Source organism: Kitasatospora sp. NPDC028055, from assembly GCF_040637885.1.
Lineage (GTDB): Bacteria > Actinomycetota > Actinomycetes > Streptomycetales > Streptomycetaceae > Kitasatospora.
Map to the genome: position 1 here is coordinate 1 of NZ_JBEZXE010000082.1, position 23,846 is coordinate 23,846.

24 protein-coding genes, 1 tRNA gene and 1 pseudogene are annotated in these 23,846 nt (G+C 73.3%); 10 read left to right on the forward strand and 16 right to left on the reverse strand.

Annotated elements, in window-relative coordinates; translation table 11 throughout:
* Positions 1 to 109: 109 nt before the first annotated feature.
* Positions 110 to 661, reverse strand: coding sequence for a hypothetical protein (locus AB0F71_RS38655; RefSeq protein ID WP_360245605.1), 552 nt, complete (start codon positions 659 to 661; stop codon positions 110 to 112).
* A 132-nt stretch (positions 662 to 793) separates the two neighbouring features.
* Here AB0F71_RS38655 and AB0F71_RS38660 point away from each other — a divergent pair, with 132 nt between their 5' ends.
* A complete protein-coding gene (locus AB0F71_RS38660) occupies positions 794 to 1,363 on the forward strand; it encodes a hypothetical protein (protein ID WP_360245608.1) in 570 nt (189 codons plus the stop codon).
* A 58-nt stretch (positions 1,364 to 1,421) separates the two neighbouring features.
* On the opposite strand, the gene AB0F71_RS38665 is transcribed toward AB0F71_RS38660, so the two are convergent.
* The 4 genes from AB0F71_RS38665 to AB0F71_RS38680 form a co-directional block, all read right to left on the reverse strand.
* Complete coding sequence (locus tag AB0F71_RS38665) at positions 1,422 to 2,015, reverse strand: class I SAM-dependent methyltransferase (RefSeq protein WP_360245611.1); 594 nt, start codon at positions 2,013 to 2,015, stop codon at positions 1,422 to 1,424.
* Between the two features lie 140 nt (positions 2,016 to 2,155).
* A tRNA-Met gene (locus AB0F71_RS38670) sits at positions 2,156 to 2,229 on the reverse strand.
* A 62-nt stretch (positions 2,230 to 2,291) separates the two neighbouring features.
* Complete coding sequence (locus AB0F71_RS38675) at positions 2,292 to 2,987, reverse strand: aspartate/glutamate racemase family protein (protein ID WP_360245614.1); 696 nt, start codon at positions 2,985 to 2,987, stop codon at positions 2,292 to 2,294.
* Positions 2,988 to 3,035: 48 nt separating this feature from the next.
* Positions 3,036 to 4,895 carry a CocE/NonD family hydrolase gene (locus AB0F71_RS38680; RefSeq protein WP_360245617.1) on the reverse strand — a complete coding sequence of 620 codons (1,860 nt, stop codon included), beginning with the start codon at positions 4,893 to 4,895 and terminating at the stop codon, positions 3,036 to 3,038.
* A 408-nt stretch (positions 4,896 to 5,303) separates the two neighbouring features.
* On the opposite strand from AB0F71_RS38680, the gene AB0F71_RS38685 reads away from it, so the two are divergent.
* The gene (locus AB0F71_RS38685; protein ID WP_360245620.1) at positions 5,304 to 6,440 is read left to right on the forward strand and encodes a HoxN/HupN/NixA family nickel/cobalt transporter; all 1,137 of its coding nucleotides are present in this window, start codon (positions 5,304 to 5,306) and stop codon (positions 6,438 to 6,440) included.
* Positions 6,441 to 6,590: 150 nt separating this feature from the next.
* Here AB0F71_RS38685 and AB0F71_RS38690 read toward each other — a convergent pair whose 3' ends face one another.
* Complete coding sequence (locus tag AB0F71_RS38690; protein ID WP_360245623.1) at positions 6,591 to 7,529, reverse strand: SGNH/GDSL hydrolase family protein; 939 nt, start codon at positions 7,527 to 7,529, stop codon at positions 6,591 to 6,593.
* 223 nt (positions 7,530 to 7,752) lie between these two features.
* The gene (gene lepB / locus AB0F71_RS38695; RefSeq protein WP_360245626.1) at positions 7,753 to 8,424 is read right to left on the reverse strand and encodes a signal peptidase I; all 672 of its coding nucleotides are present in this window, start codon (positions 8,422 to 8,424) and stop codon (positions 7,753 to 7,755) included.
* Between the two features lie 179 nt (positions 8,425 to 8,603).
* Here lepB and AB0F71_RS38700 point away from each other — a divergent pair, with 179 nt between their 5' ends.
* The 3 genes from AB0F71_RS38700 to AB0F71_RS38710 all read left to right on the forward strand — a co-directional run bounded on the left by AB0F71_RS38700 (position 8,604) and on the right by AB0F71_RS38710 (position 11,349).
* Positions 8,604 to 9,020, forward strand: coding sequence for a (2Fe-2S) ferredoxin domain-containing protein (locus AB0F71_RS38700; protein WP_360245629.1), 417 nt, complete (start codon positions 8,604 to 8,606; stop codon positions 9,018 to 9,020).
* A gap of 162 nt (positions 9,021 to 9,182) precedes the next feature.
* Positions 9,183 to 9,437, forward strand: coding sequence for a hypothetical protein (locus AB0F71_RS38705; RefSeq protein ID WP_350510191.1), 255 nt, complete (start codon positions 9,183 to 9,185; stop codon positions 9,435 to 9,437).
* A 244-nt stretch (positions 9,438 to 9,681) separates the two neighbouring features.
* Positions 9,682 to 11,349 (forward strand): metallophosphoesterase family protein, encoded by a 1,668-nt coding sequence (locus AB0F71_RS38710; protein ID WP_360245632.1) that lies wholly within the window; start codon positions 9,682 to 9,684, stop codon positions 11,347 to 11,349.
* A 45-nt stretch (positions 11,350 to 11,394) separates the two neighbouring features.
* Here AB0F71_RS38710 and AB0F71_RS38715 read toward each other — a convergent pair whose 3' ends face one another.
* A complete protein-coding gene (locus tag AB0F71_RS38715; protein ID WP_360245635.1) occupies positions 11,395 to 11,727 on the reverse strand; it encodes a YnfA family protein in 333 nt (110 codons plus the stop codon).
* Positions 11,728 to 11,746: 19 nt separating this feature from the next.
* Positions 11,747 to 12,961 carry a pyridoxal phosphate-dependent aminotransferase gene (locus tag AB0F71_RS38720; protein WP_360245638.1) on the reverse strand — a complete coding sequence of 405 codons (1,215 nt, stop codon included), beginning with the start codon at positions 12,959 to 12,961 and terminating at the stop codon, positions 11,747 to 11,749.
* Between the two features lie 97 nt (positions 12,962 to 13,058).
* Between AB0F71_RS38720 and AB0F71_RS38725 the strand changes: the two are divergent.
* Both AB0F71_RS38725 and AB0F71_RS38730 read left to right on the forward strand, forming a co-directional pair.
* Positions 13,059 to 13,412, forward strand: a pseudogene (locus AB0F71_RS38725) (helix-turn-helix domain-containing protein); the annotation flags it as partial.
* A gap of 278 nt (positions 13,413 to 13,690) precedes the next feature.
* A complete protein-coding gene (locus AB0F71_RS38730) occupies positions 13,691 to 14,476 on the forward strand; it encodes an SGNH/GDSL hydrolase family protein (RefSeq protein ID WP_360245641.1) in 786 nt (261 codons plus the stop codon).
* Between the two features lie 15 nt (positions 14,477 to 14,491).
* Here the strand turns inward: AB0F71_RS38730 and AB0F71_RS38735 are convergent, their stop codons facing one another.
* Complete coding sequence (locus AB0F71_RS38735) at positions 14,492 to 15,160, reverse strand: GNAT family N-acetyltransferase (protein WP_360245644.1); 669 nt, start codon at positions 15,158 to 15,160, stop codon at positions 14,492 to 14,494.
* Between the two features lie 138 nt (positions 15,161 to 15,298).
* Here AB0F71_RS38735 and AB0F71_RS38740 point away from each other — a divergent pair, with 138 nt between their 5' ends.
* Positions 15,299 to 16,243, forward strand: coding sequence for a pentapeptide repeat-containing protein (locus AB0F71_RS38740; protein WP_360245647.1), 945 nt, complete (start codon positions 15,299 to 15,301; stop codon positions 16,241 to 16,243).
* A gap of 32 nt (positions 16,244 to 16,275) precedes the next feature.
* On the opposite strand, the gene AB0F71_RS38745 is transcribed toward AB0F71_RS38740, so the two are convergent.
* The 5 genes from AB0F71_RS38745 to AB0F71_RS38765 form a co-directional block, all read right to left on the reverse strand.
* On the reverse strand, positions 16,276 to 17,010 hold the full coding sequence (locus AB0F71_RS38745) for a tyrosine-protein phosphatase (RefSeq protein ID WP_360245650.1): 735 nt from the start codon (positions 17,008 to 17,010) through the stop codon (positions 16,276 to 16,278).
* A gap of 22 nt (positions 17,011 to 17,032) precedes the next feature.
* Entirely contained in the window at positions 17,033 to 17,674 is a 642-nt protein-coding gene (locus AB0F71_RS38750; RefSeq protein WP_360245670.1) for a TetR/AcrR family transcriptional regulator, read from the reverse strand.
* A 62-nt stretch (positions 17,675 to 17,736) separates the two neighbouring features.
* Positions 17,737 to 18,066 (reverse strand): hypothetical protein, encoded by a 330-nt coding sequence (locus tag AB0F71_RS38755; protein ID WP_360245653.1) that lies wholly within the window; start codon positions 18,064 to 18,066, stop codon positions 17,737 to 17,739.
* Complete coding sequence (locus AB0F71_RS38760) at positions 18,063 to 18,569, reverse strand: DUF6232 family protein (RefSeq protein ID WP_360245656.1); 507 nt, start codon at positions 18,567 to 18,569, stop codon at positions 18,063 to 18,065. The genes AB0F71_RS38755 and AB0F71_RS38760 overlap by 4 nt, the downstream gene beginning before the upstream one ends.
* A gap of 85 nt (positions 18,570 to 18,654) precedes the next feature.
* Positions 18,655 to 19,053: a RidA family protein gene (locus AB0F71_RS38765; RefSeq protein WP_360245658.1), complete on the reverse strand. Its 399-nt coding sequence runs from the start codon at positions 19,051 to 19,053 to the stop codon at positions 18,655 to 18,657.
* A gap of 72 nt (positions 19,054 to 19,125) precedes the next feature.
* On the opposite strand from AB0F71_RS38765, the gene AB0F71_RS38770 reads away from it, so the two are divergent.
* A complete protein-coding gene (locus AB0F71_RS38770; protein ID WP_360245661.1) occupies positions 19,126 to 20,031 on the forward strand; it encodes a LysR substrate-binding domain-containing protein in 906 nt (301 codons plus the stop codon).
* 102 nt (positions 20,032 to 20,133) lie between these two features.
* Here the strand turns inward: AB0F71_RS38770 and AB0F71_RS38775 are convergent, their stop codons facing one another.
* A complete protein-coding gene (locus AB0F71_RS38775; protein ID WP_360245664.1) occupies positions 20,134 to 21,033 on the reverse strand; it encodes an aminoglycoside phosphotransferase family protein in 900 nt (299 codons plus the stop codon).
* Positions 21,034 to 21,253: 220 nt separating this feature from the next.
* Between AB0F71_RS38775 and AB0F71_RS38780 the strand changes: the two genes are divergently transcribed.
* Complete coding sequence (locus AB0F71_RS38780) at positions 21,254 to 23,752, forward strand: Tex family protein (protein ID WP_360245667.1); 2,499 nt, start codon at positions 21,254 to 21,256, stop codon at positions 23,750 to 23,752.
* Positions 23,753 to 23,846: the final 94 nt, after the last annotated feature.

A 23,846-nucleotide genomic window follows, 5' to 3' on the forward strand; every position in this document is an offset into this window, starting at 1 on the left:
GCACTCTGCACCCAACACGGCATCGCAACGGCAGCCTGAGCCTGACCTAGATCAAATACTTCGCCAGCAGAGTCGCCAGGCCGACTTCCTGTGCGCTCTTCCCATGCCGTCAGGCCAGCGAGCCCGCCCAGGCCGCCAGCTGCGCGAAGTCGCCCGCGGTCAGGCCGACCTTCGGGTCGACGTGGTGGAGCAGCGCCGGGCCGGGGTGGTGGGCCGCGACCCAGGCGCGGTCCGCGTCCGTGATGTCGTCGTCGACCCAGGCGAAGGGCCGGCCCTTCGCCCAGGCGACGATCTCCGGGGTCTTCCAGAACACCCCGCCGACCGGCTCCGGCCGGGGCTCGGACCAGGCGATGTACGGCAGTTCGGGCAGCCCCAGCAGGGGGCCGATGAAGGAGTTGGCCTCCTCCTCCCAGGTCGTCGCCCACACCAGGTCGAAGAGCAGCGCCGCCAGCGCCGGCCCGTGCTCCGGGTTGAGCCACACCCGCAGCGGCTTCGGCGCCTTGTGGGGCGTGCCCCACCACGCGAGCCGCCGCCGCTCGGCAGCCTCCCAGCGCGGGGTCATCAGCCGGTGGGTCCGGTAACCCTCCGGCCGCCGGTACGGCTTCGCCGCATCGGGGTTCAACGGCCCGTCCACGTCCACCAGCAGCGCCGGCCGCACCATCCCGCACCTCCCCGATCGTCGTCGAACGTACCGGGCGGGCCGGCAGCGGCCCAACGCGTTTTCCTTCGGAAGCGGCGGGCGTGGTCGCAACGGCCCATGGTGCTGGAGTGGTTGGGGGTCTACGTTGGTGCGGTGAGTACTTCGACCGGTGCCGTCCGAAGACGGCGCGCGTTCTTCGCCGTCGGCTGGGCCGTGCTCCTGCTGGCGATCGTCGTGCCGCCGCTCGTGGTCGGGCCGGCCTTCGCCCGCCCGGGGGCGCTGGTCGTGCCCGGACTGGTCGCCACGATCGGCCCCGCGATCCTGATGGACGCGGGCACTGCACGGCGGACGGGCTGGCGGGTGGCCGGCGGGGTGGCCCGGGCCCGCACCTGGTCGGGTGCGCGGGAGGTCGACCTGACGGAACTCAGGACGGTGCGCGCCTGGGAGGTGATGACGAGGACGGGCTCGGCGACACTGGTCTCCCTCTCCGACCGCTCCGGCGGGTGGGTGATCCTGACCGTCGCCGACGAGGACACCCACCTCGTCACCGACGCGGTGCGCCGTCACGGCGCGGGCTACGTCTCACCGTGGGCCAAGGCGCTCCTGGGCCTCGAACCGACCCGGTGGTACGCCTCCGGAGCCCGGCTGCTCGGCCTCATCCTCATCACGATCGCGCCCCTCCCCGCCGCGATGCTGCTGGCCGCAGCGATCGCCCAGCGCTGACCGGTCTCGGTCCTCAGCAGTACCCGTCCACCACGGCAAGGGACTTGGGCGTGAGGGCTCAGGGCTTCTGCCAGGTCAGCGAGTAGCGCCGCAGGACGTGCCACCGGTAGCGCACCCCGGGCAGCACCTGCCCGGCTGCCTCCCGCACCTCCCGGTAGCTCATCACGGGCGCGGCCGTCGGCATGCCCTCGGGGCCGGACGCCCGGCGCAGCGCCTTCACGGCGCGCACCAGCGGGGCGGCCGCGGCCCAGCGGGCCCAGTCCGCCGGCGTCTCCTCGCGGGCCAGGCCGACCACCACCAACACGCCGCCGGGGCGCAGCAGTTCACGCATCCGGGCGAGGGCGGCGGTGAAGTCCATGTGGTGCACGGCCGTCACCGAGCAGACGAAGTCGAAGCCGCCGTCCGGTAGATCGAGGGTGAGGAAGTCCCCTTCCAGAAAAGTGACTTCACGGTAGGCCGCCCGCGCCTGCGCGACCATCCCCGGGTCGCTGTCCACCCCGACCACCCGCCCGCACCGCAGCGCGAGCTTCGCCGCCAACAATCCGTCCCCGCACCCGACATCCAGCGCGGCCCCGCACCCGGGCGGCACCGCCCGCAGGATTCCGGGGTGCCGCGCCACATTGGTGTTCCAGTACGGCCGTTCCTCGCGCATCAACACCAGCTTGCCATGTGCTGCACCGCATGAGTGTGGGGTTTTCGGTGGCGGCCCGAAAGGCCTCCGGAGCAGTCGCGAACTGCAGGGCGGCTTGCGCTGCTTTGTGCAGACGGCCGGGATCGCGAGTTCAAGCTGAGTAGCGGGGACAGGATTTGAACCTGCGACCTCTGGGTTATGAGCCCAGCGAGCTACCGAGCTGCTCCACCCCGCGTCGGTAGTCCCGACTCTACGGCACAAACGGGTGATCACAAACCGGATTCCTGCTCGGGTGGGTCAGTCGTCGGCCAGGGCGGCGGTGACGGCGGCCTCCGCATGCAGGCGGGCGGTGGGGAAGAGGGGGACGGGGCTGTCCTCGGGGTGGACGAGGAGTTCGATCTCGGTGCAGCCGAGGATGATGCCTTCGGCGCCGGCGGCGACCAGGTCGGCGATGATCCGGCGGTAGGCGGCGCGGGATTCCTCGCGGACGAGGCCGAGGCACAGCTCCTGGTAGATCACCTGGTGGACCAGGGCGCGGGAGTCGGGCCCCGGGACGAGGACGTCCAGGCCGCCGGCGGTGAGGCGGCCGCGGTAGAAGTCCTGCTCCATGGTGAAGGCCGTGCCCAGCAGGCCGACCCGGCGCAGGCCGGCCGCGCGGACGGCGTCGGCGGTGGCGTCGGCGAGGTGCAGCAGGGGGATGGAGACGGCCGCCGCGACCTGGTCGGCGACCTTGTGCATGGTGTTGGTGCAGATCAGCAGCAGGTCGGCGCCGGCGGCTTCCAGGCCGCGGGCGGCGTCGGCGAGGACCGCCCCGGCTTCCTCCCAGCGCCCGGCGGCCTGGAGCCCTTCGATGTCGGCGAAGTCGACGGAATGGAGCACCAGTCGGGCGGAGTGGAGGCCGCCTAGGCGGTCGCGGGTGAGTTCGTTGAGGGTGCGGTAGTACTCGGCGGTGGATTCCCAGCTCATGCCGCCGATAAGGCCGAGGGTTTTCATGGGGCCAGTTATAAGCCGGAAGAGAGAAGGAAATCAATTGCATAAGGATTACTTTGAGGTGCCCTCCCGTGCCACCCGGTGCTGCCATTCCCGGGCGAACACCACCGACCCCGCCTCCAGCGCCCGCACCTGCACCACGCTGATGAAGTGCCCGGCGTCGCACCGCAGTTGGGCGCGGGTCTGGACGGTCACGTCCCAGCCGATGTCCGGCCGCTCCAGCCGTACGGTGCGGTCGGTGCGGGCCTGGGCGCTGAGCGGGGCGCCGGTGAGGATGCGGTAGGCGGTGACGGTGTGCTCGTCGCGGACCAGGCCGTCGGGGTAGGTGCGGGTGCCGTCGGTGGCGGGGGAGAGTTCGCTGCGCCACTCGTGGCGGCCGATGTCGTGCACGGTGACGTGCTCGGGCCGGGCGGTGAGCGGTTCGGTGAGGTGGACGTCCAGCGGGTCGGGCAGGGTGGGGGCCGCGAGGGTGACGGGTGCGGCGCCGGCGTCCGCGGCGAGGTGGCGGACCGGCAGGACGAGGGTGGAGTGGGACGGGTCGACGGCGTACCCGGTGTCGTCCGCGCTCGGCCACACCCAGGGCCAGTAGACGGAGGAGAGCGCGAGCCGCAGCCGGTGCCCGGCCGGGACGGTGGCCGCGAAGGCGGCGAGTTCGACCTCGACGTCCGGGCCGGCGGCGGCCCGCACACCGCGGGTGAGCAGGGTGGAGGTGCCGTCGGGGCCCACCGCGCACAGCCGGGCGACCACCTGGGCGGGCCCGCCGCCGGGGCGCAGCCGCAGCCGGGCGGTGGGTGCGCCGAGCAGTTCGACGGGTTCGGGCAGCGGCTGGGAGTCGAAGCAGACCGAGCGGCCGTCCTCCTCGCGCTGGTCCGGCGGTAGGTCGGCGGGGCGGCCGTACGGGACGTAGGCGCCGGCGTTGAGGCCGGTGTGCTGCGGGGAGCGGACGGGGACGTACCGGTCCTGGGAAGCGGTGCCGGCGGTGCGCAGCTGGCCGTCGAGGTCGTAGTGGATCTCCCGGACGTCGGGGGAGGGCCAGACGTCCTCGCCGGTCCAGCGGGTGCTGATCCAGCTGCGCAGGGCAGGTTCCTTGACGGCGCCGGTGTCGATGCCGCGCAGCCAGTGGTCCCACCAGCGCAGGGTCTCGGGCAGCGCGGCCTCGGGCAGGCCGTGCGGCCAGGGGCCGAGCAGGGCGTGCGCGGTGGGGGACTCGGCGAGCAGGCGCAGTACGAAGGAGCAGGACGGGTCGCCCCAGCCGGCCACGGCGAGGACCGGGACGGAGACCGGCACGGTGGTGTCCCCGGCGGCGAGCCAGGTGTCGACGGGGGGTTCCAGGGATTCGAGCCGGGCCAGCCAGCCGGGCCGCCAGGCGTCGCCGAGCCGGCTCGGGTCCGGGGGGAGCGCGGCGTCGGAGATCAGGGTGGTGAGCCGGGTGTGCAGGTCGGCGGCGAGGACGGCGCCGCCGAGCCGGTGGCCGCCCTCGGGGCAGGCGGTGACGGCCGCGCCGACGGTCTCGGGCACCCGGGCGGCCAGCCGCAGCGCGGTGGTGCCGGCTGCGCCGACGCCGAGCAGCCCGACCCGGCCGTTGGCCCAGGGGCGGCGGGCGAGCCAGTCGACGGCGGCGGCGCCGTCGGTGAGTTCCTGCTCGCCGCCGGGTTCGCCGGGCAGGCCGCCGGAGTTGCCGTGGCCGCGGGTGTCGACCCGGACGGCGGCGTAGCCGTGGCCCGCGTACCAGGGGTGGCGGCGGGCGTCCTCGGCGGCGGTGCGGTCGCCGAGGCGGTCGGCCGAGTACTCCAGCAGGACGGGGACGGGCTCGTCGCTGACCGGGCGCCAGAGTCGGGCGGCGAGTTCCGTGCCGTCGGGCAGCGGGATGCGCAGGTCCTCGCGGGTGGTGTGGAAGGGGTACGACGGCATGGCCGCTCCCATCGGGGTCCCGGGCCGGTGAGCGCCGAGCGGCCCGCGGCGCGTTCGGGGGCCGCGCCGCGGGCTCGGCCCCTCCGACCCTAGGGGAGGAATCGGGCGATTTCCTGATGAGCGCCCCGCAGTGGTGACGCTGCGCAGGCGTGCGGCCGTGTGCCGCGCGCCCCCGGCCTGCGCCGTCGTGGATCGGTTCGCTGCCGTCCGGCATTTGCACATGACTTGCAACTGCTCGCCCGAGGGGGGAAAGATGGCCCAGCTTCGCCCAGCTCAGCCCGGGCCCGGACGGTCCCAGCCCGTGCCCGGACGGTCCCAGCCCGTGCCCGGACCGTCCTGGACCGGGCCGTCCCAGTCCCGACCGGCCCGGACCCGTCCGAGCCCGCCCGCCCCCGAAAGGACCCCACGATGCCCAGCGCCGCCACAGCAGCCCCGGCAGGTGCCCCAGCCGTCAGATGGCGCGACCGGCTCACCCGCGAGGAGTGGATCCGGCTGGCCGGGATGGGCGGCTTCATCCTCGCGCTGCACGTCATCGGCTGGTTCACGCTGCTCGCGCTGGTGGCGCCCGAGCACTACGACGTCGGCGGCCAGGTCTTCGGCGCGGGCATGGGCCTGACCGCCTACACCCTCGGCATGCGGCACGCCTTCGACGCGGACCACATCGCGGCGATCGACAACACCACCCGCAAGCTGATGGGCCAGGGCAAGCGGCCGCTGTCGGTCGGCTTCTGGTTCTCGCTCGGGCACTCCTCGATCGTCTTCGGCCTCTGCGCGCTGCTGGCCTTCGGCATCCGCACGCTCGCGGACCAGGTCGAGGCGGACGACTCGACCCTGCACCGGATGACCGGCCTGATCGGCACCACGGTCTCCGGCACCTTCCTGCTGCTGCTCGGCCTGATCAACCTGGGCGCCTTCAACGGCATCCTCAAGGTGTTCCGCCGGATGCGCGTCGGCGAGTACGACGAGGCGGAGCTGGAGCGCCAGTTGGAGCGGCGCGGGCTGATGAACCGGATCCTCGGCAAGGTCACCCGGGCGGTCACCAAGCCCTGGCACATGTACCCGGTGGGCCTGCTGTTCGGGCTGGGCTTCGACACCGCGACCGAGGTGTCCCTGCTGGTGCTGGCCGGCGGCGCGGCGGCGTTCTCGCTGCCCTGGTACGCGCTGCTGACGCTGCCGATCCTGTTCGCGGCCGGGATGAGCCTGCTGGACACCATCGACGGCTCGTTCATGAACTTCGCCTACGAGTGGGCGTTCTCCAAGCCGGTCCGCAAGATCTACTACAACCTGACGGTCACCGGCCTGTCGGTGCTGGTCGCGCTGGTCATCGGCCTGGTCGAGCTGATCGGCCTGATCGGCGAGAAGCTGGACATCACCAGCGGGCCGATCGCCTGGATCGGCGGGCTGGACCTCAACTTCGTCGGCTACGCGATCGTCGGCCTGTTCGTGCTGACCTGGGCCGGGGCGATCGCGTTCTGGAAGTTCGGCCGGGTCGAGGAGAAGTGGTCGGCGGGCCTGGCGGCGGGCTCCGCGGCCGACGCGGAGTAGCGCGCCGCCCGCAGGCGGGCCGAGGAAGTGCCGAGCACGGGCCGAGGGCGTGCCGAGGGGTCGGTGACCAGACCGTGGGTCACCGGCCCCTCGTGCCTTTCCATGGCAAGCGGGTGGGTGCGGGAGGCGGGCACGCCGCCGCACGGGCGGCTACCTCAGCGCGGCGAGCACCGCGTCCGCCATCACCTTCTCGCCGGTCGCGTTCGGGTGGAACGGTACGGCGGGCGAGCCGGGCAGGGCGCCCTCGATCCAGCGGTCGTCCGAGCAGACGTCGTGCCCGCGGGTCGGTGTCGCGGTGTCCACGTAGGTCGCGCCGTTGGCGGCCGCGGTGGATTTCAGGGCGGCGTTGAGCTTGTCGAGCACGCCGTGCATGTACTCCACGTCGCCCGGGGTCACCGGCTGGCGCAGGACGCAGGTCGAGCCGTCGGCGGGCAGCACGGACGGGTAACCGACCAGCAGCACCCGGGCCTTGGGGGCCTTGCTGTGGATCTGCTGGAGCGTGCCGGCGATCTGCGGGGCGATGGTGGTGGTGATCCGCTCGGCCAGGTCGTCGTTGCCGTACTGCCAGGACCACGTCTGCCAGTCGAAGTAGCCGTGGTGGTAGACGTCCTTGCAGGGCGTGCCGAGCGGGTTGACGACCGCGCCGGCGACGCAGGTGGCGACGAGTTCGCCGAGGCCGAGGTCGCTGCTGGCGAGGTCGTTGCCGCCGATCCCGAGGGTGACCAGGTCGGTGTCGGCGCTCACCGAGTCCAGCTGCGGGTCGTTGACCCGGATGAAGGCGTCGTACTGGGGCTGCGTCATGGCCTTGACCTTGGCGGCCGCGCAGGTGACGTCGGTGTACGCGCCGGCCTTGAGCGAGGCGGCGACCAGGTGGCCGTAGTTGTGGTCGGAGCGCAGGCACAGGCCGGCCGACTGGCCGGGGACGCCGGCGCCGGCGGCGTAGGAGTCGCCGAGGGCCACGTAGTGCTTGGGCGCGGGGGTGGCCGCCTGGGCGGTGGTGGAGGTGAGCGCGAGGGCGGCGCCGACGGCGACGGCCGCGAGGGCGCTGGAATTGCGGAGTCGCCGGGAATTCCGGGCAGGGCGGAGCACGGTTCCTCCTGGGGGAGAGAAACGACGGGTGGGGGGTCGTGCCGAGCCGGGCCACAGCTGCTACTCGTACTACTCGCAGGTAAGTTACTTCCAGGTTTCGCGGCCGTCCATAGGTTACGGCGGAATTTCCGGAAATCCCGTCAGATGACACCGGGTGCCATTTCGAATTCCGCTCCACCGCGTTTCGGAATTGCCGCCGATACGTGCGGGAGGGGAATTCGGTTCACTCGGCGGGGCCGGCCGGGGTGCGCCGCCGGGCAGCGGCGAAGGAGGCGATGACGACCGCCGCGAGCACCCCGAACACGGTGACCAGGGCCCCGAGCACCATCAGCGCCGCGGCGCCGATCAGCTTGCCGGGCAGGACGGGGGAGTCGCCGCCGGAGTGCCAGACCACCCGGTGGCCGGTCAGCCGGGCCAGGTCGACCGTCCCCTGCCGGTCGTCCTCGACGTGCTGCCGGGAGTCGACCGCGGTGTCGCGCCGATCGCCCATCAGGAAGGCCCGGCCGGGGGAGACGGTGACGTCGAAGTCGTGGGCGCAGGTGCCGTCCTGTCGGTCGGCCGGCTCGTCCAGCGGCCTGCCGTCGAGGCTGAGCCGCCCGCCGGTGCAGCTGATGCGCTGGCCGCCGAGCGCCATCACCCGGAACACGGGGGAGCGGTCGGGGCCCCAGGGCGCGTCGGCGATGTAGAGCTCGCCGCGCCGCACGTCCGCGGCCGCGACCCGGTCGGTCAGCATCCGGTCGCCCGGCCGGAGTCCCGGCTCCATCGCGGTGCCGTCCATGCGGTGCAGGGAGTAGCCGCCGGTCAGGACCACCGAGAGCCCGAGCGCCCCGCACAGCAGGCCGAGCACCGCCACGGCCACCGCGAACCACAGGCCGCGGGCCCTCCGCTTCGGCATCCGCCCGTCCCCTTTCCCCGCCCGCTCCGCGGCTCGGACCGTCGGCCGGATCCTAGTTCAGGCCGGCCGGGGCCTCGGCGCCCCCGGCCGCCCGCGATGCCCGGTGGGCTGACAGGTACAGTTCCGGTGCAGAGCGTGCCGTCGAACCGGGCCGCCGACCAGGAGGGGGACCAGCGCGGATGAGCCGCCGAGAGCGTGACCGCGACCGCGACGGCAAGCGGGGTGCCGGCTCCCCGGTGACCGTGACCGTCTGTCGGGGCTGCTGCTGCGGCGCCGAGACGAAGCACCCCGGGGTGGACCACGCGGGGCAGTACGAGCGGCTGCGGACGGCGGTCGGTCCGGCGGGCCGGGTCCGGGCGGTCAAGTGCCTGGACGTCTGCTCCCAGTCCAACGTGGTGGTGGTCGGGCCGTCCTCTGAGGGGCGGGCGGCGGGCGGTCGCCCGGTCTGGCTCGGCTTCGTGCTGATGGACGAGATGATCGACGACATAGCCGCCTGGGTGCGGGCGGGCGGGCCGGGTCTCGCCGATCCGCCGGGGCTGCTCGACCTCCAGCTGATCTCGGTCTCCCGCCGGGTCCGCGAGGGCCTGCCGGAGTGACGGCGGGGACCGCCGGGACCGCTGGGACCGCGGGGACCGCGGGGGCGACGGGGCGCGCGAAGTGCTGACGATGCGTCAGCTCTGCGGCCCGGCGCGGTCCCCGGGTCGGCCCACTACCATGACCGGTGGCGTCGAGCGGTTCCGTGCAACGGGAGGAAGACGATGACGACGGTCTGCCGCATCTGCGCGGGCACCGGCCGGACCGCCGGCCTCAACTGCCGCACCTGCCAGGGCACCGGCACCACCGAGGTGGGCGGCGGGGGCGGCAACTGCTTCCTCTGCGACGGCACCGGGGTGTACGTGCGCTACCGGGTGGACGCGACCGGCGCCAAGCAGGCGTACCGGGACGAGATCTGCCGCACCTGCGACGGCACCGGCAACCGGTCCGCGAACCTCTGGGACGAACCGTCCTCCTGAACCGCCCCCCTTAACCACCCTCCTGAGTCGTCCTCCTGAACCACCCGCGCCTGAACCACCCGCGCCTGAACCACCCGCGCCTGAACCACCCGCCCGACCGGGGCCGATGATCCGACATCACTTCGATGTGGACATGCTCTTTGCCCAACCATGGTCGAACGTTGGTGTTCGAGTGGCCGATGCGCTGACCCCCGTTCACCGGGAGGCCGCGCGCGGTCAACGCGCCGGTGACAGAGTCCCGCGCATGGATATCCCCAAGATGGGCGTGCCGGCCAAGCTTGCCGACCGCATGAGCACGGCCGAGCAGCACGAGTACCTGCGGGCCCGCTTCTCCCGCCGCCGGATGCTGCGCGCCGGTGCCGTCACCGTGGGCGCCGTCGCCGTCGGCGGTGCACTGGGCAGCGCGCCGGCCTTCGCCGCCCCGGCGAGCCCCCAGCTCCTGACGGGTGCCACGACGGCCGGCATCGACGGCGCGCTGGTCGCGCCGGTCGGGCGTCACCTCCAGTTCGGCGCCGAGCCGGACACCCAGTTCCGCATCTCCTGGCAGGTCCCGGCGCCGGTCAAGAAGCCGTTCCTGCGCTTCGGCAGGCACCCGTGGGAGCTGAGCCACAAGATCCAGGCCGAGGTCCGCGCGCTGCACACCCCGGCGCTGACCCCGACCGGCAAGCCGGTGGACCAGTACTACCTGCACGTGGCGCTGGAGGACCTCCAGCCCGACACCACCTACTACTACGGTGTCGGCCACGAGGGCTTCGACCCGGCTTCGCAGCAGCAGATCTCCACCCTGCACACCTTCCGTACCGCGCCCTCCCGCGACCACCGCTGGGGCAAGGTGTACGAGCCGTTCACCTTCACCGCCTTCGGTGACCAGGGCGTCAGCGCCCACGCGGCCGGCAACGACAACATCATCAAGGCCCAGAAGCCGGCCTTCCACCTGCACGCCGGGGACATCTGCTACGCCGACCCGGCCGGTTCCGGCACCGACCCGGACAAGTCCGTCTTCAACGCCAGGACCTGGGACGACTTCCTGGTCCAGACCGAGACGGTCGCCGCCGACATCCCGTGGATGGTCGCGTACGGCAACCACGACGTCGAGGCCTGGTACTCGCCGAACGGCTACGGCGGCGAGAACGCCCGCTTCTTCCTGCCGGACAACGGCCCGGACCCGCGTCAGGTCCCCGGCGTCTACACCTTCCGGTACAAGAACGTCGGCGTCATCTCGCTGGACGCCAACGACGTCTCCTACGAGATCCCGGCCAACCTGGGCATCTCGGCGAACAAGCAGACCAAGTGGCTGGAGCGCACCCTCAAGGACCTGCGGGGCGACGAGACCGTCGACTTCGTCGTGGTCTTCTTCCACCACTGTGCCTTCTCCACCACCGTCGCCCACGCCTCCGAGGGCGGCGTCCGCGAGGCCTGGGTGCCGCTGTTCGAGAAGTACCGGGTGGACCTGGTCATCAACGGCCACAACCACATCTACGAGCGCACCGACGCCATCCTCGGCAACAAGGTCTCGAAGCAGGTGCCGAGCGGCGCCACCATCGAGCCGGCCAAGGACGGCGTGGTCTACGTGACCGCGGGCGCGGCCGGCCGCAGCCTGTACAAGTTCGACGTGCCGGACACCTACGAGGGGCACGAGAACCACCAGGACGAGGTGCAGAGCTACTACTGGAGCAAGGGCCGGGTGAAGACCCCCGAGACCATCCAGTGGTCGCGGGTCCGCTACACCGGCTACTCCTTCATCAAGGTCGACGTCACCCCGGCCCACCTGGGCCAGAAGTCGTCCATGAAGGTCACCGCGCTGGCCGAGAACGGCACCCAGATCGACCACTACACGATCCTGCGCAAGGTCGGCGAGGGCTGGGACTCCAACAGCGACGACGACGGCCAGGGCGGCGGCTGGGGCTGGTAGTCGCCGAACCCCCGTACCGGGCCCCGGTGTTGAGGAGCGAAGAGCTCAACGCCGGGGCCCGTACATGATCACGCCGACCCCGGCCAGGCAGATCAGCGCGCCCAGCACGTCGTAGCGGGTCGGCCGGAAGCCGTCCACGGCCATGCCCCACAGCAACGAGCCGGCCACGAACACCCCGCCGTAGGCGGCCAGCACCCGGCCGAACTCGGCGTCCGGCTGCAGCGCCGCCACGAAGCCGTACACGCCCAGCGCCACCACGCCCAACCCGGCCAGCCACCAAGGCCGTTGCTCCCGCACGCTCTGCCAGACCAGCCAGCAGCCGCCGATCTCGGCGACGGCCGCGAGGGCGAACAGGACGACGGAGCGCAGAACGGTCATGGTCCGTGAGCGTACGGGGTCAGACCTGCCGGTACGTGGCCAGGAAGCGCCCGATCCGGTTGATCGCCGTCTCCAGGTCGTCGGCGCGCGGCAGGGTGACGAAGCGGAAGTGGTCCGGGCGGGGCCAGTTGAAGCCGGTGCCCTGGACGACGTGGATCTTCTCGCGCAGCAGCAGGTCCAGCACGAAGCGCTCGTCGTCGACGATCCGGTGCACCGCCGGGTCGAGCTTGGCGAAGGCGTAGAGCGCGCCCTTGGGCTTGACGCAGCTGACCCCGGGGATCTCGTTGAGCGCCTTGACCGCGATGTCGCGCTGCTCGGTGAGCCGGCCGTTCGGCAGGACCAGGTCGTTGATGGACTGGTGGCCGCCGAGCGCGGCCTGGACGGCGTACTGCGCGGGCACGTTGGGGCACAGCCGCATGCCGGAGAGCATGGTCAGGCCCTCCAGGTAGTCGGTGGCGTGCTGCTTGGGGCCGGAGACGACCAGCCAGCCGCTGCGGAAGCCGGCCACCCGGTAGGCCTTGGAGAGGCCGTTGAAGGTGAGGGTGAGCACGTCGTCGGCGAGCGCGGCCAGGCAGTGGTGCTCGGTGCCGTCGTAGAGGATCTTGTCGTAGATCTCGTCGGCCAGCACCATCAGCTGGTGGCGGCGGGCCAGGTCGAGGATCCCCTCCAGCAGTTCCTTCGGGTAGACCGCGCCGGTCGGGTTGTTGGGGTTGATGACGACGATCGCCTTGGTGCGGGCGGTGATCTTGGCGGCGATGTCGTCGAGGTCCGGGTACCACTCGGCCGCCTCGTCGCACAGGTAGTGCACGGCCTTGCCGCCGGCCAGCCGGACGGAGGCCGTCCACAGCGGGTAGTCCGGCATCGGGACGAGCACCTCGTCGCCGTCGTCCACCAGGGCGGTGATCGCCATCTGGATCAGCTCGGAGACGCCGTTGCCGAGGTAGACGTCGTTGACGCCGACGCCCTGGACCCCGCGCTGCTGGTAGTACTGCACCACGGCGCGGCGGGCCGGCAGGATGCCGCGCGAGTCGCTGTAGCCGTGAGCAGAGGGCAGGTTGCGGATGATGTCCTGGATGATCTCCTCGGGCGCCTCGAAACCGAACGGCGCCGGGTTGCCGGTGTTCAACCGCAGCACGCTGTGCCCGGCCTCCTCCAGGGCGTTGGCCTGGTCGACCACCGGGCCCCGGATCTCGTAGCACACGTCGTTCAGCTTGCTGGACTGCCGAAACTCCATCTGCGGCCTCCCGACCGTCACCACCGCGCCGTTGCTTCCGCTTTGTTCTACCAAGTAGGCACTTGGAAAGTCCAACCTTTTGGCTATGCTGATCCACATGTCACGCCGAAGCTACGACCAGTACTGCGCCGTCGCCCGCGCCCTGGACGCGGTGGGGGAGCGCTGGAGCCTCCTGATCGTCCGTGAACTCCTGCGCGGCCCGCGCCGCTACACCGACCTCCATGCCGACCTGCCCGGCGTCTCCACCGACATCCTGGCCGCCCGGCTCAAGCAGTTGGAGGGCGAGGGGCTCGCGGAACGGCGGCGACTGGAACGGCCCGCCAACGCCACGGTGTACGAGCTGACCGACCGCGGGCGCGAACTGCGACCGGTGATCGAGGCCCTGGGGGAGTGGGGGCTCGGCGCCCTCGGCGACCAGCGGCCCACGGACGCGGTGCGCGAGCACTGGTTCACGGCTCCGGGCGCGGGCGTCGAGGTGGGCGCGGGGGCGGAAGCGGGCGTCGAGGCGGAAGCGGCCGTCGCGGGCTGAGCGCCTCGCCGGACGGGGTGGAGCGGGGGCGGCGGCAAGGCCCCCGTCGCCGGCCGCCGCCCCGTGGACCCAGGATGGCGCAGGGCGATAAACGAACAGTGGACGCCGAATGAGCGGCCGGGCCCCCGTGACACTGGTTGGCAAGTGCACACGTACGATCGTCGGATCGCGGAGCCATCTCAGGAGAGCGGAGGCAGCCCGTGCCCACCACCAGCCGCAGTTACACCAGCTACGTCGCCATCGGGGACTCCTTCACCGAGGGCATGTGCGACGACCTCCAGCCGGACGGCCACTACCGCGGCTGGGCCGACCGGGTCGCCTCCGCGCTCGCCGCCGAGGGCGGGGCCGACGGCTTCCGGTACGCCAACCTCGCCGTCCGCGGCAAGCTCATCGGCCAGATCCACGACGAGCAGCTCCCCGCCGCCGCCGGGATGGGCGCCGACCTCGTCACGCTGGCCGGCGGCTTCAACGACGTGCTGCGCCCCGGCTGCGACATCGACCGGGTCGAGCGGCAGCTCGGCCGCTGCGCCGCCGAGCTGCGCGCCACCGGCGCCACCGTCGTCCTGTTCACCAGCACCGACCCCAGCCGCAGGATGGCCGGCGGCGCCCGGCTGCTGCCCGCCATCCTGCGGATGAAGGCCTTCGTCCAGGAACTCGGGCGGCAGGACGGCTACGCCGTCGTCGACCTGTTCTCCGCGCCCTGCTTCGACGACCGCCGGCTCTGGGCCGAGGACCGGCTGCACCTGTCGCCCCAGGGCCACCGCCGGGTCGCCGAAGGCGTCCTGGAGGCCCTCGGCCGCCCGGCGGCCTTCGACTGGCGCGCCCCGCTGCCCGCCGTCGCCCCGCCCGGCCGCGCCGAGCGGCTGCGCTCCGACGCCCGCTGGCTGGGCACCCACCTCGGCCCCTGGATCGGCCGCCGCCTCACCGGCCGCTCCTCCGGCGACGGCCGCCCGCCGAAGCGCCCGGAGCTGCTGCCGTTCCCCTAGCCCCGGCCGTCCCAGCTAATCCACCCAGCTGGGGCCGGGCTTCTCCGCCTCCAGGACCAGGCTCGCCATCGGGGCGTGGGTGGTCCAGCCGAGGGCCCGGTAGAGCCCCTGGCCGTCCGCCGTGCCGACCAGGACGCCGGTGCGGGCGCCCGCCTCGTACGCGCCGGACAGCAGGGCCCGCATCACCACCGAGCCCAGGCCCCGGCGGCGGTGCTCGGGGGCGGTGGCGATCTGGTCCGGTACGGCCACCGGGCCGGCCAGGCCCACCTGGCCGCGGGCGGCGAGGTGCCCGTCCGTGCTGCGCACCAGGGCGCGCAGCACACCGCCCCTGCTCCAGGTGGTCAGGGTGTAGCCGGACGGCGGCTGCGCCCGCTCGGGGGTGAGCGCGGCGGTCATCAGGAAGCCCGGACGGTCCAGCCGCCACTGCGGGCCCAGCCAGGGCCGTACCGTCCCGTCCTCGGCGAACAGCTTGAGCCAGGTGGTCGGCGCGGTGGTCGCCCCGGCGAGCTCGCGGACGGCCTCCTCGGTCGGCTCGGGCAGCACGTACCGCCCCACCTCCCCGGCCGGCGCGCCGACGTCGATGCTCCAGCCCCAGGGCCGCTCCACCGGGTCGGCGGCGCCCCGGGAGACGGTCCAGCCGCTGATCCACATCCGGACCAGCTCGGTCACGTTCGACTCCGGCATCGTTCGGATCCCCCGCATGTAATGGTCTCTGCTTGCCTGGATACCTTACCCGGGGGGAGGGTGGCCTGCCCAGTAATCTTGACGGGTTCGACGCGCCGGCTCCCGCCGGTGCCCAGCAGCTTCGGAAGGACCCCGGACGTGAGCGAGACCGAGTCGCCGCAGGACCCCACGGCGGCCGCGCCGACCCCGCTCCGCTCCGACTGCGGCAGCTGCTTCGGGCTGTGCTGCGTCGCCCTGCCCTTCGCGGCCACCGCCGACTTCGCGGTCGACAAGGCCGCCGGCACCCCCTGCCGCAACCTGCAGACGGACTTCACCTGCGGGATCCACGCCCGGCTCCGCGACAGCGGCTTCCAGGGCTGCACCGTCTACGACTGCTTCGGCGCCGGTCAGCGGGTCTCCCAGGTCACCTTCGGCGGGGTCAGCTGGCGGGAGGAACCCGCCACCGCCAAGCCGATGTTCGACGTCTTCCCGATCGTCCGGCAGCTCCACGAACTGCTCTGGTACCTCACCGAGGCGCTCACCTTCGCCCCCGCCCGGCCCGTCCACGCCGAGCTGCGGCAGGCCCTGGAGGAGACCGACCGCCTCGCCGCCGGCACCCCCGAGGAACTCATGGCCGTCGACGTCGCGGCCCACCGCGGGCGGATCAGCGAGCTGCTGCTGCGGGCCGGTGAACTCGTCCGGGCCGCCGTTCCCCGCCGCCGCGAACACCGCGGCGCCGACCTCTTCGGTGCCCGCCTGCGCGGCGCCGACCTCCAGGGCGCCAACCTGCGCGGCGCCCTCCTGGTCGCCGCCGACCTCTCCGGCGCCGACCTGCGCCTCGCCGACCTGATCGGCGCCGACCTCCGCGACGCCAACCTCGCCGGCGCCGACCTCAGCACCGCCCTCTTCCTCACCCAGGCCCAGCTCAACGCCGCCCGCGGCGACGCCACCACCCGCCTCCCGGCCACCCTCACCCGCCCCACCCACTGGCCCGAGACGGCCCCGGCAGGCCCGGCCACCGGCGACCGCAAGCCCCGCGGCGGCTCCCGGCCGCAGTCCGCCGACCGCTCCGGTAACCGCTCCGGCAGGCCGCGCCGCCGCTAGGGCGCCCGCCACTCGGCAACCGCCACCAGTGGTCAGGGTGTGAGCAGTCGTGACCGCAGGGCGTCGATCCGGGCGCGGTCGATGCCGACGGTGCCGGTGAGGTAGGCCTCGACGGAGCCGTAGCGGGTGGCGAGGTCGGCGAGGGTGAGGCGGATGACGGTCTCCGGGGCGCGGCCGTAGCCGGGCCAGCGGAGGGTTTCGCCGGGGTGGGCGGCGTGCCAGTCGGCGACCAGGTGCGGGGTGGCGAGCTCGGTGAGGGCGAAGTCCGCGGCGATGTCGTCCTCGGAGACGCCGAGCAGGGTGAGCACCAGGGCGGCGATCAGGCCGGTGCGGTCCTTGCCGGACATGCAGTGGAAGACCACCGGGGCCTCGGCGTCGGTGATCGCGTCCAGGGTCTGGCGGATCTCCTTGACGCCGTCCTCGGCGACCTCGGCGAAGCGGTCGGCGAGGTAGCGCCACGGGTCGAGTGCCGGGTCGATCGCGGCCTGGTCATACGGGCGGTGCTCGATCGAGTGGTTGCGGAAGTCCAGGCCGTCGAAGTCGGGGACCCGCCCCTTGGCGGCGATCTCCCAGTCGTAGCGCAGGTCGATCACGGTCCGGACGCCGAGGGCCCGGAGCCGTTCGAGGTCGGCGGCGGTGGAGATCTTGCCGAGCGAGTCGGAGCGGTAGAGCAGGCCCCACCGGACGGTCCGTCCGCCGGCGGCCGGATAGCCGCCCAGGTCACGGAAGTTGTGCAGGGCGTCGAAGTCGAGGTGGCGGGTCGTCATGGGCGGCAATCCAACCACGGTGTCAGGCGTCGGTGTAGCCCCGGGCGAGCAGTTCGAAGGCGCGGTCGGCGTGGGCGACGGCCTCGGGGTGGAGGTCGTCGGCGGTGCGGCCGCCGTCCCGGAGGAGCTGCCAGTTGTGCAGGGCCAGGACCCGCTGGGTGGCGGTGACCTGGGCGGCGAGCAGCGGGGCGGTGAGCTCGTGCGGCGGGGCGAGGTCGGGGGCCTCGCGCAGCGCCTCGGCGAGGGACTGCTCGGCGCGGGCGACGTACGCGCCGACCCGGGCGGCCAGGCTGGGGGTGCCCTGGACGAGGGCGGTGAAGGCCAGCACCTGGGGGTGGTCGTTGAGGCCGGTGACCGGGTCGCGCCGGGCGAGGCCGTCCAGGAAGTCCCGGTGCAGGGCGTCCAGCAGGGTCTCGTCCCCGGCCCGGTTGCGGACCACGTCCGCCGCCTGCTCCTGGTGGTCGGCGAAGCGGTGGACGACCAGGTCCTCCTTGCTGGCGAAGTAGCTGAACAGGGTGGGCTTGGAGACCTCGGCGGCGGCGGCGACGTCGGCCACCGAGACCTGGTCGAAGCCGTGCTCCAGGAAGAGCGTGATGGCCGCCTCGGAGATGGCCCGCCGGGTCCGTTCCTTCTTGCGCTCCCGCAGTCCAGTCATGCGGTCCAGGCTAGCAGCCGGGATTGACCGGGGCAGTTTTCTGACCCGGTACGAAAATAGTGGCCCGACCGTCAGGAGTCGAGCGAGTCCAGGATCCGGCGGACCGACTCCACCACCGGCGCACCCGCCCGCACCAGCGAGGCCACCCCGGAGATGTTGCGCAGCGCCCGGCGCAGGGCGGACGGCGATGCCCCGTCGCCGGCGCCGTCGCCGATGGCCTCCAGCGACTCGTCCAGCACCTCGCGGTCCTCGGCCGGCACGTGGTCGCGCAACTGCTGGACGGCGGCCGCGAGTTCGCGCAGCGCGGCCTGCGGGTCGACCGGGCCCTGGTTCTTGACGATGCCGATGTTGTGGTCGCCGTGCTGGGTGACCGAGTCGCCGAAGTGGAAGGAGTTGCTCATGAGTGGACCATCTTCCCCGTGTTGTGGTCGCCGTACTGGTTGATCCGGTCGCCGATGTGGATGTTCTCGACCTGGAGCGCGAACTCGGCCTGGGGGTTGTCGATCGCGTCCATGATCAGCCTGATGAGCGTGCTCACCTCGGCGGAGTCATGGCTCACCACGGCCGTGTTCGAGGAGCTGGACGTCTCGATGATCAGCTTGTAGAGCGGCTTCATGCGGAGCCGCTGGACCAGCCGGTAGACGCTGAGGGCGAACAAGGCGATCACGACCCAGCCGCCGACGGCCTTGACGGAGTCGTTCTTCTGCGCCTCGCTGACGAAGCTGATCGCCAGGAGGAGGGCGAACAGGGAGCCCAGGGCCCGGAGGAACCTGCGGATCGCGAACGACCGTCTCGGTACGACCATGAACTGCCGTGCCCGGGCGATGTTGCCCAGTGGGTAGGCGTCGCCGCCGACCCACAGCACCCGCCGACTCACGCTGACGTCGATCATGCTACGTGCCAAGTCCGATCCCCCTACCCGTAGTGGCGGGGAGAACCATAGCAACGGCCGCGGACAGCGCGAACGCTGGCGGTGGATCAGCGGCCCCTCACCCGGCCGGGCGCCGGGCGGTCACCTCGATCTCGATCCGCATCCGGGGGTCGGCCAGGCCGCACACCTGCATCGTCGCGGCCGGTCGGACCTCGCCGAAGCAGCGCCGCAGCACCGGCCAGCAGGGCTCGAAGTCCGCGCGCTCGGGCAGCAGGTAGCGCACCCGCACCACGTCCGCGAAGCCGGAGCCGGCCTCGGCCAGGGCGGCCGCGATGTTGCGCAGGCACTGCTCGGCCTGCTCCACCACGTCCGGGGAGATGGTCATCGTGGCGTAGTCGAACCCGGTCGTCCCGGACACGTGCACCCAGTCGCCGTCCACCACGGCGCGGGCGTAGCCGATCTGTTCCTCGAAGGTGGAGCCGCTCAGCACGGCGCGTCGCTCGGATCGCTCTGTCATGCGCCGAACGCTAGGTGGCCTGCGGGGATACGTCCAATACTGCTACGGAGCCGATCTGATATCCCTGGAGCTATGGAGCACCGCCCCGAACTCCCCCTCCCGCAGCTGCACGCCTTCACCGTGCTCGCCGGGGAACTGCACTTCGGCCGGGCCGCCGCCCGCCTCGGTATCGCCCAGCCGCCGCTGTCCCAGCAGATCCGCCGGCTGGAGGAGAAGGTCGGCCACCCGCTGTTCCGGCGCGAGCCGGGCGGCGTCACGCTGACCCCGGCCGGGCAGGAGCTGCTGCCGGTCGCGCGCCGGGTGCTGGCCGAGCTCGCGGACGGGCTGGCGGCCGCCCGGGCGGTGGGCGACGGGGAGGCGGGGCGGCTGCGGATCGGCTTCTCCGCCTCGCTCGCCCTGACCGTCCTGCCCGGGCTGCTGCACGCCTTCCGGGAGCGCCACCCGGGGGTGCGGCTGGACGTCCGGGAGATGACCAGCGCGCCCCAGCTCGCCGCCCTGCACGACCGGGGCATCGACGTCGGCCTGCTGCGTGAGCCGCCCGCCGACGACCCGGGGCTGCGGTTCCGGACGGTGCTCAGCGAGCCCTTCGTCGCCGTGCTCCCGGCGGGCCATCCGCTCGCCGCCCAACGGGTCGTCCGGCTCGGGCAGTTGGCGGCGGAGCCGTTCGTGCTGCTGCCCCGCGAGGAGGGGCCGCAGCTGTACGACCGGATCACCGGCCTGTGCGCGGAGGCGGGTTTCAGCCCGCGGATCGGGCAGCAGGCGGTGGAGTGGCAGACGGTGTGCGCCCTGGTGGGGGCGGGCCTCGGGGTCTCGCTGGCCCCGGCCGGCATCCGGCGGATCCGGCTGCGCGGCGTCGCCTTCCGCCGGATCGACCCCGGCGCGGCCCGCACCCGGGTCGCGGTGGCCTGGCGGGCCGACGACGGCAGCCCGCTGGTGCACCGGCTGCTGGCGATCGTCGGGCCGGACGGCACCTCGTAGACGCTGCGGCCTGCTCGGACGCTGCGTCGGCTCGGACGTTGCGTCGGCTCTGACGCCAGGGGCGGCTCAAGCGCCGCGGCCGGCTCAGACGCCGCAGTCGGCTCAGACGCTGCGGTCGGCGAGTACCTCGCGGACGACGTGACGGGCGTTGGCGGTCCGGGCCGGGTCGGTGTGGCGGTAGTAGGGGATCGTCACCAGGGCTATGGAGAGGGCCCAGGCGCGGCCGCGGGCCCACATGGCGTCGTCGGCGCCCAGGGCGGCGCGGAAGGCGGGTCTGGCGGCGGCGGGCAGCAGGTTCCAGGCGGGCATCAGGTCGGCGGTGGGGTCGCCGACGCCCATCAGGGCGAAGTCGATGACGGCGGTGAGCCGCCCGGAGCCGTCCACCAGCAGGTTCCCGGGGGTGAGGTCGCCGTGCATCCAGGCCGGCGGTCCGGCGTACTCGGGGAGGCGGAGTGCCTTGTCCCACAGGGCGGTTGCGGCGGCGGTGTCGATCGCGCCGGTGAGTTGGGCGATCGCCGCGCGGGTGGCGCCGTCCCGGGAGGTGAGCGGCATGCTGCGCTGGCCGGCCGGGGCACCGGCCGGATCGAGCTCGCGCAGGGCGTTGACGAAGCCGGCCAGGTCGCGGGCGAGGCCCTCGGGTGCGGCGAGCGCGCCGACCGCCGGGTTGACGCCGTCGAGCCAGCGCAGCACCGACCACTGCCAGGGGTAGCCGGCGGCGGGGCGGCCGACGGCCAGCGGGGCGGGGACGGGCAGCGGCAACTGCGGTGCCAGCCGGGGCAGCCACTGGTGCTCGCGCCGGACGTCCCCGGCGGCCCACTCCACCCGGGGCAGCCGGACGGCGAGTTCGGGCCCGAGCCGGAACATGGCGTTGTCCGTCCCGGCGGGCCCGACGGGCGTGACCGGAAGTCCCACCCACTGCGGGAACTGGGCGGAGAGCAACCGCCGTACCAGGGCCGCGTCGACGACCGGTTCATCGGGGTGCATCCGGGCGGCAGCGCACATGCCCGGCAGCGTACAGCGCGGACCGCCGCCCGACAGGCGGATCGGCGAACTGCCGGGGCACCGGCCTGACCGCGCGCCGCCCGCCCCCGCGCCGCCCCCGCGCGGCCCGCTCGCCCGCGCGCCACGCCCGCCGCCCCGGGTGCGGCCGTGCGGTGTCACCGGCACCTGCCAGAATGCGGGGGGTACGGCGAAAGCACTGAAGGAGAAGGTGACCGGCTTCGTGACCACGCCAGTCGAACAGGTGGCCCGGCAGGCCCAGCAGGCGATCGAGCGCAAGATCGCCGAGGAACTGGGCGTTCGCGAGGGGCAGGTGACGTCCGCCGTCGAGTTGCTCGACGGCGGCGCGACCGTGCCGTTCGTGGCCCGCTACCGCAAGGAGGTCACCGGCTCGCTGGACGACGCCCAGCTGCGCACCCTGGAGGAGCGGCTGCGCTACCTGCGCGAGTTGGAGGAGCGCCGGGCGGCCGTCCTGGAGTCGATCGACTCCCAGGGCAAGCTGGACGACGCGCTGCGCGCCCAGGTGCTGGCCGCCGACTCCAAGGCACGGCTGGAGGACATCTACCTGCCGTTCAAGCCCAAGCGGCGCACCAAGGCGCAGATCGCCCGGGAGGCCGGGCTGGAGCCGCTGGCCGACACCCTGCTCGCCGACCCGACGCAGGACCCGGCGGCGCTCGCCGCGCAGTACCTGAACGAGTCGGTGGCGGACGCCGCGGCCGCGCTGGAGGGCGCCAGGTCGATCCTGGTCGAGCGCTTCGGCGAGGACGCGGACCTGGTCGGCTCGCTGCGCGAGCGGATGTGGGGCCGCGGCCGGCTGGTGGCGAGGGTCCGGGACGGCAAGGAGGGCGACGGCGCCAAGTTCGCCGACTACTTCGACTTCTCCGAGCCGTTCACCAAGCTCCCCTCGCACCGCATCCTGGCGATGCTGCGCGGCGAGAAGGAGGAGGTGCTGGACCTCGAACTCTCCCCCTACGACGGCGAGTCCGAGGGCGACCTGCCCGGCGAGAGCGACTACGAGCAGCGCATCGCGGCCCGCTTCGGTATCGCCGACCGCGGCCGCCCGGCCGACAAGTGGCTGGTCGACACGGTCCGTTGGGCCTGGCGCACCCGGATCCTGGTGCGGCTCGGCATCGACCTGCGGGGCCGGCTGCGCGCCGAGGCCGAGGACGAGGCGGTGCGGGTCTTCGCCGCCAACCTGCGCGACCTGCTGCTCGCCGCCCCGGCCGGCACCCGCGCCACCATGGGCCTGGACCCGGGCTTCCGCACCGGGGTGAAGGTCGCCGTGGTGGACGCCACCGGCAAGGTGGTCGCGTACGAGACCATCTACCCGCACCAGCCCGCCAACAAGTGGGACGCGGCGCTGAACACCCTCGCCGCGCTGGCGAAGAAGCACGACGTCGACCTGGTGGCGATCGGCAACGGCACCGCCTCCCGGGAGACCGACAAGCTCGCCGAGGACCTGCTCAAGCGCCACCCCGAGCTGGGGCTCACCAAGGCGATGGTCAGCGAGGCCGGCGCCTCCGTCTACTCGGCCTCCGCGTTCGCCTCGCAGGAGCTGCCGGAGCTCGACGTGTCGATCCGCGGCGCGGTGTCGATCGCCCGCCGGCTCCAGGACCCGCTGGCCGAACTGGTCAAGATCGACCCCAAGTCGATCGGCGTCGGCCAGTACCAGCACGACCTGAGCGAGGTGAAGCTCTCGCGCTCGCTGGACGCCGTGGTCGAGGACTGCGTCAACGCCGTCGGCGTGGACGTCAACACCGCCTCGGCGCCGCTGCTCACCCGGGTCTCCGGCATCACCGCCACGCTGGCCGACAACATCGTGGCGCACCGCGACGCCAACGGCCCGTTCCGCACCCGCAGGCAGCTCAAGGACGTCTCCCGGCTGGGCCCCAAGGCCTTCGAGCAGTGCGCGGGCTTCCTGCGGATCCCCGGCGGTGAGGACCCGCTGGACGCCTCCAGCGTGCACCCCGAGGCCTACCCGGTGGTGCGCCGGATCCTCGCCGCCACCGGGGGCGAGCTGCGCGAGCTGATCGGCAACGGGGAGCGGCTGCGGGCGCTGCGCCCGGCCGACTTCGCCGACGACACCTTCGGCGTCCCGACCGTCACCGACATCCTGGGCGAGCTGGACAAGCCGGGCCGTGACCCGCGCCCGGCCTTCCGCACCGCGGTGTTCAAGGAGGGCGTCGACAAGATCGGCGACCTGGAGGTCGGCATGGTGCTGGAGGGCGTGGTCACCAACGTGGCCGCCTTCGGCGCCTTCGTCGACGTGGGCGTCCACCAGGACGGGCTGGTGCACGTCTCGGCGCTGTCCAGGAACTTCGTCAAGGACCCGCGCGAGGTGGTCAAGCCCGGCGACATCGTCAAGGTCCGGGTGCTCACGGTGGACGTGCCGCGCAAGCGGATCGGGCTGACCCTGCGGCTGGACGACGAGGTCGGCCGGGAGCGGGGCGGCGACCGGGGCGACCGCGGTGGCGACCGGGGCGAGCGGCAGGCCCGCCCGCCGCGCCAGGAGCGCCGGGGCGGCGACCGTGGCGGCGACCGGGGCGCAGGCCAGGGCGGTCAGGGCGGCCGGGGCGGCCAGGACCGGCGCGGGGGCGGCTCCGGCTCCGGCGGCAACGCCCCGCTGGCCAACAGCGCCATGGCGGACGCGCTGCGCCGGGCCGGTCTGACCGGTGGTGGCGGCGACGGCGCCCCGAAGGACCGGCGCTCCGGACGGCGCTGAGCAGGGCGCTGTTGGCCAGCGGGGCGTTGCCGCCGGAGCCGGAGCCGCCCCCGCGCCGGTCCTGGCCGCCCCGGCCGCCCTGACCGCCCTGGCC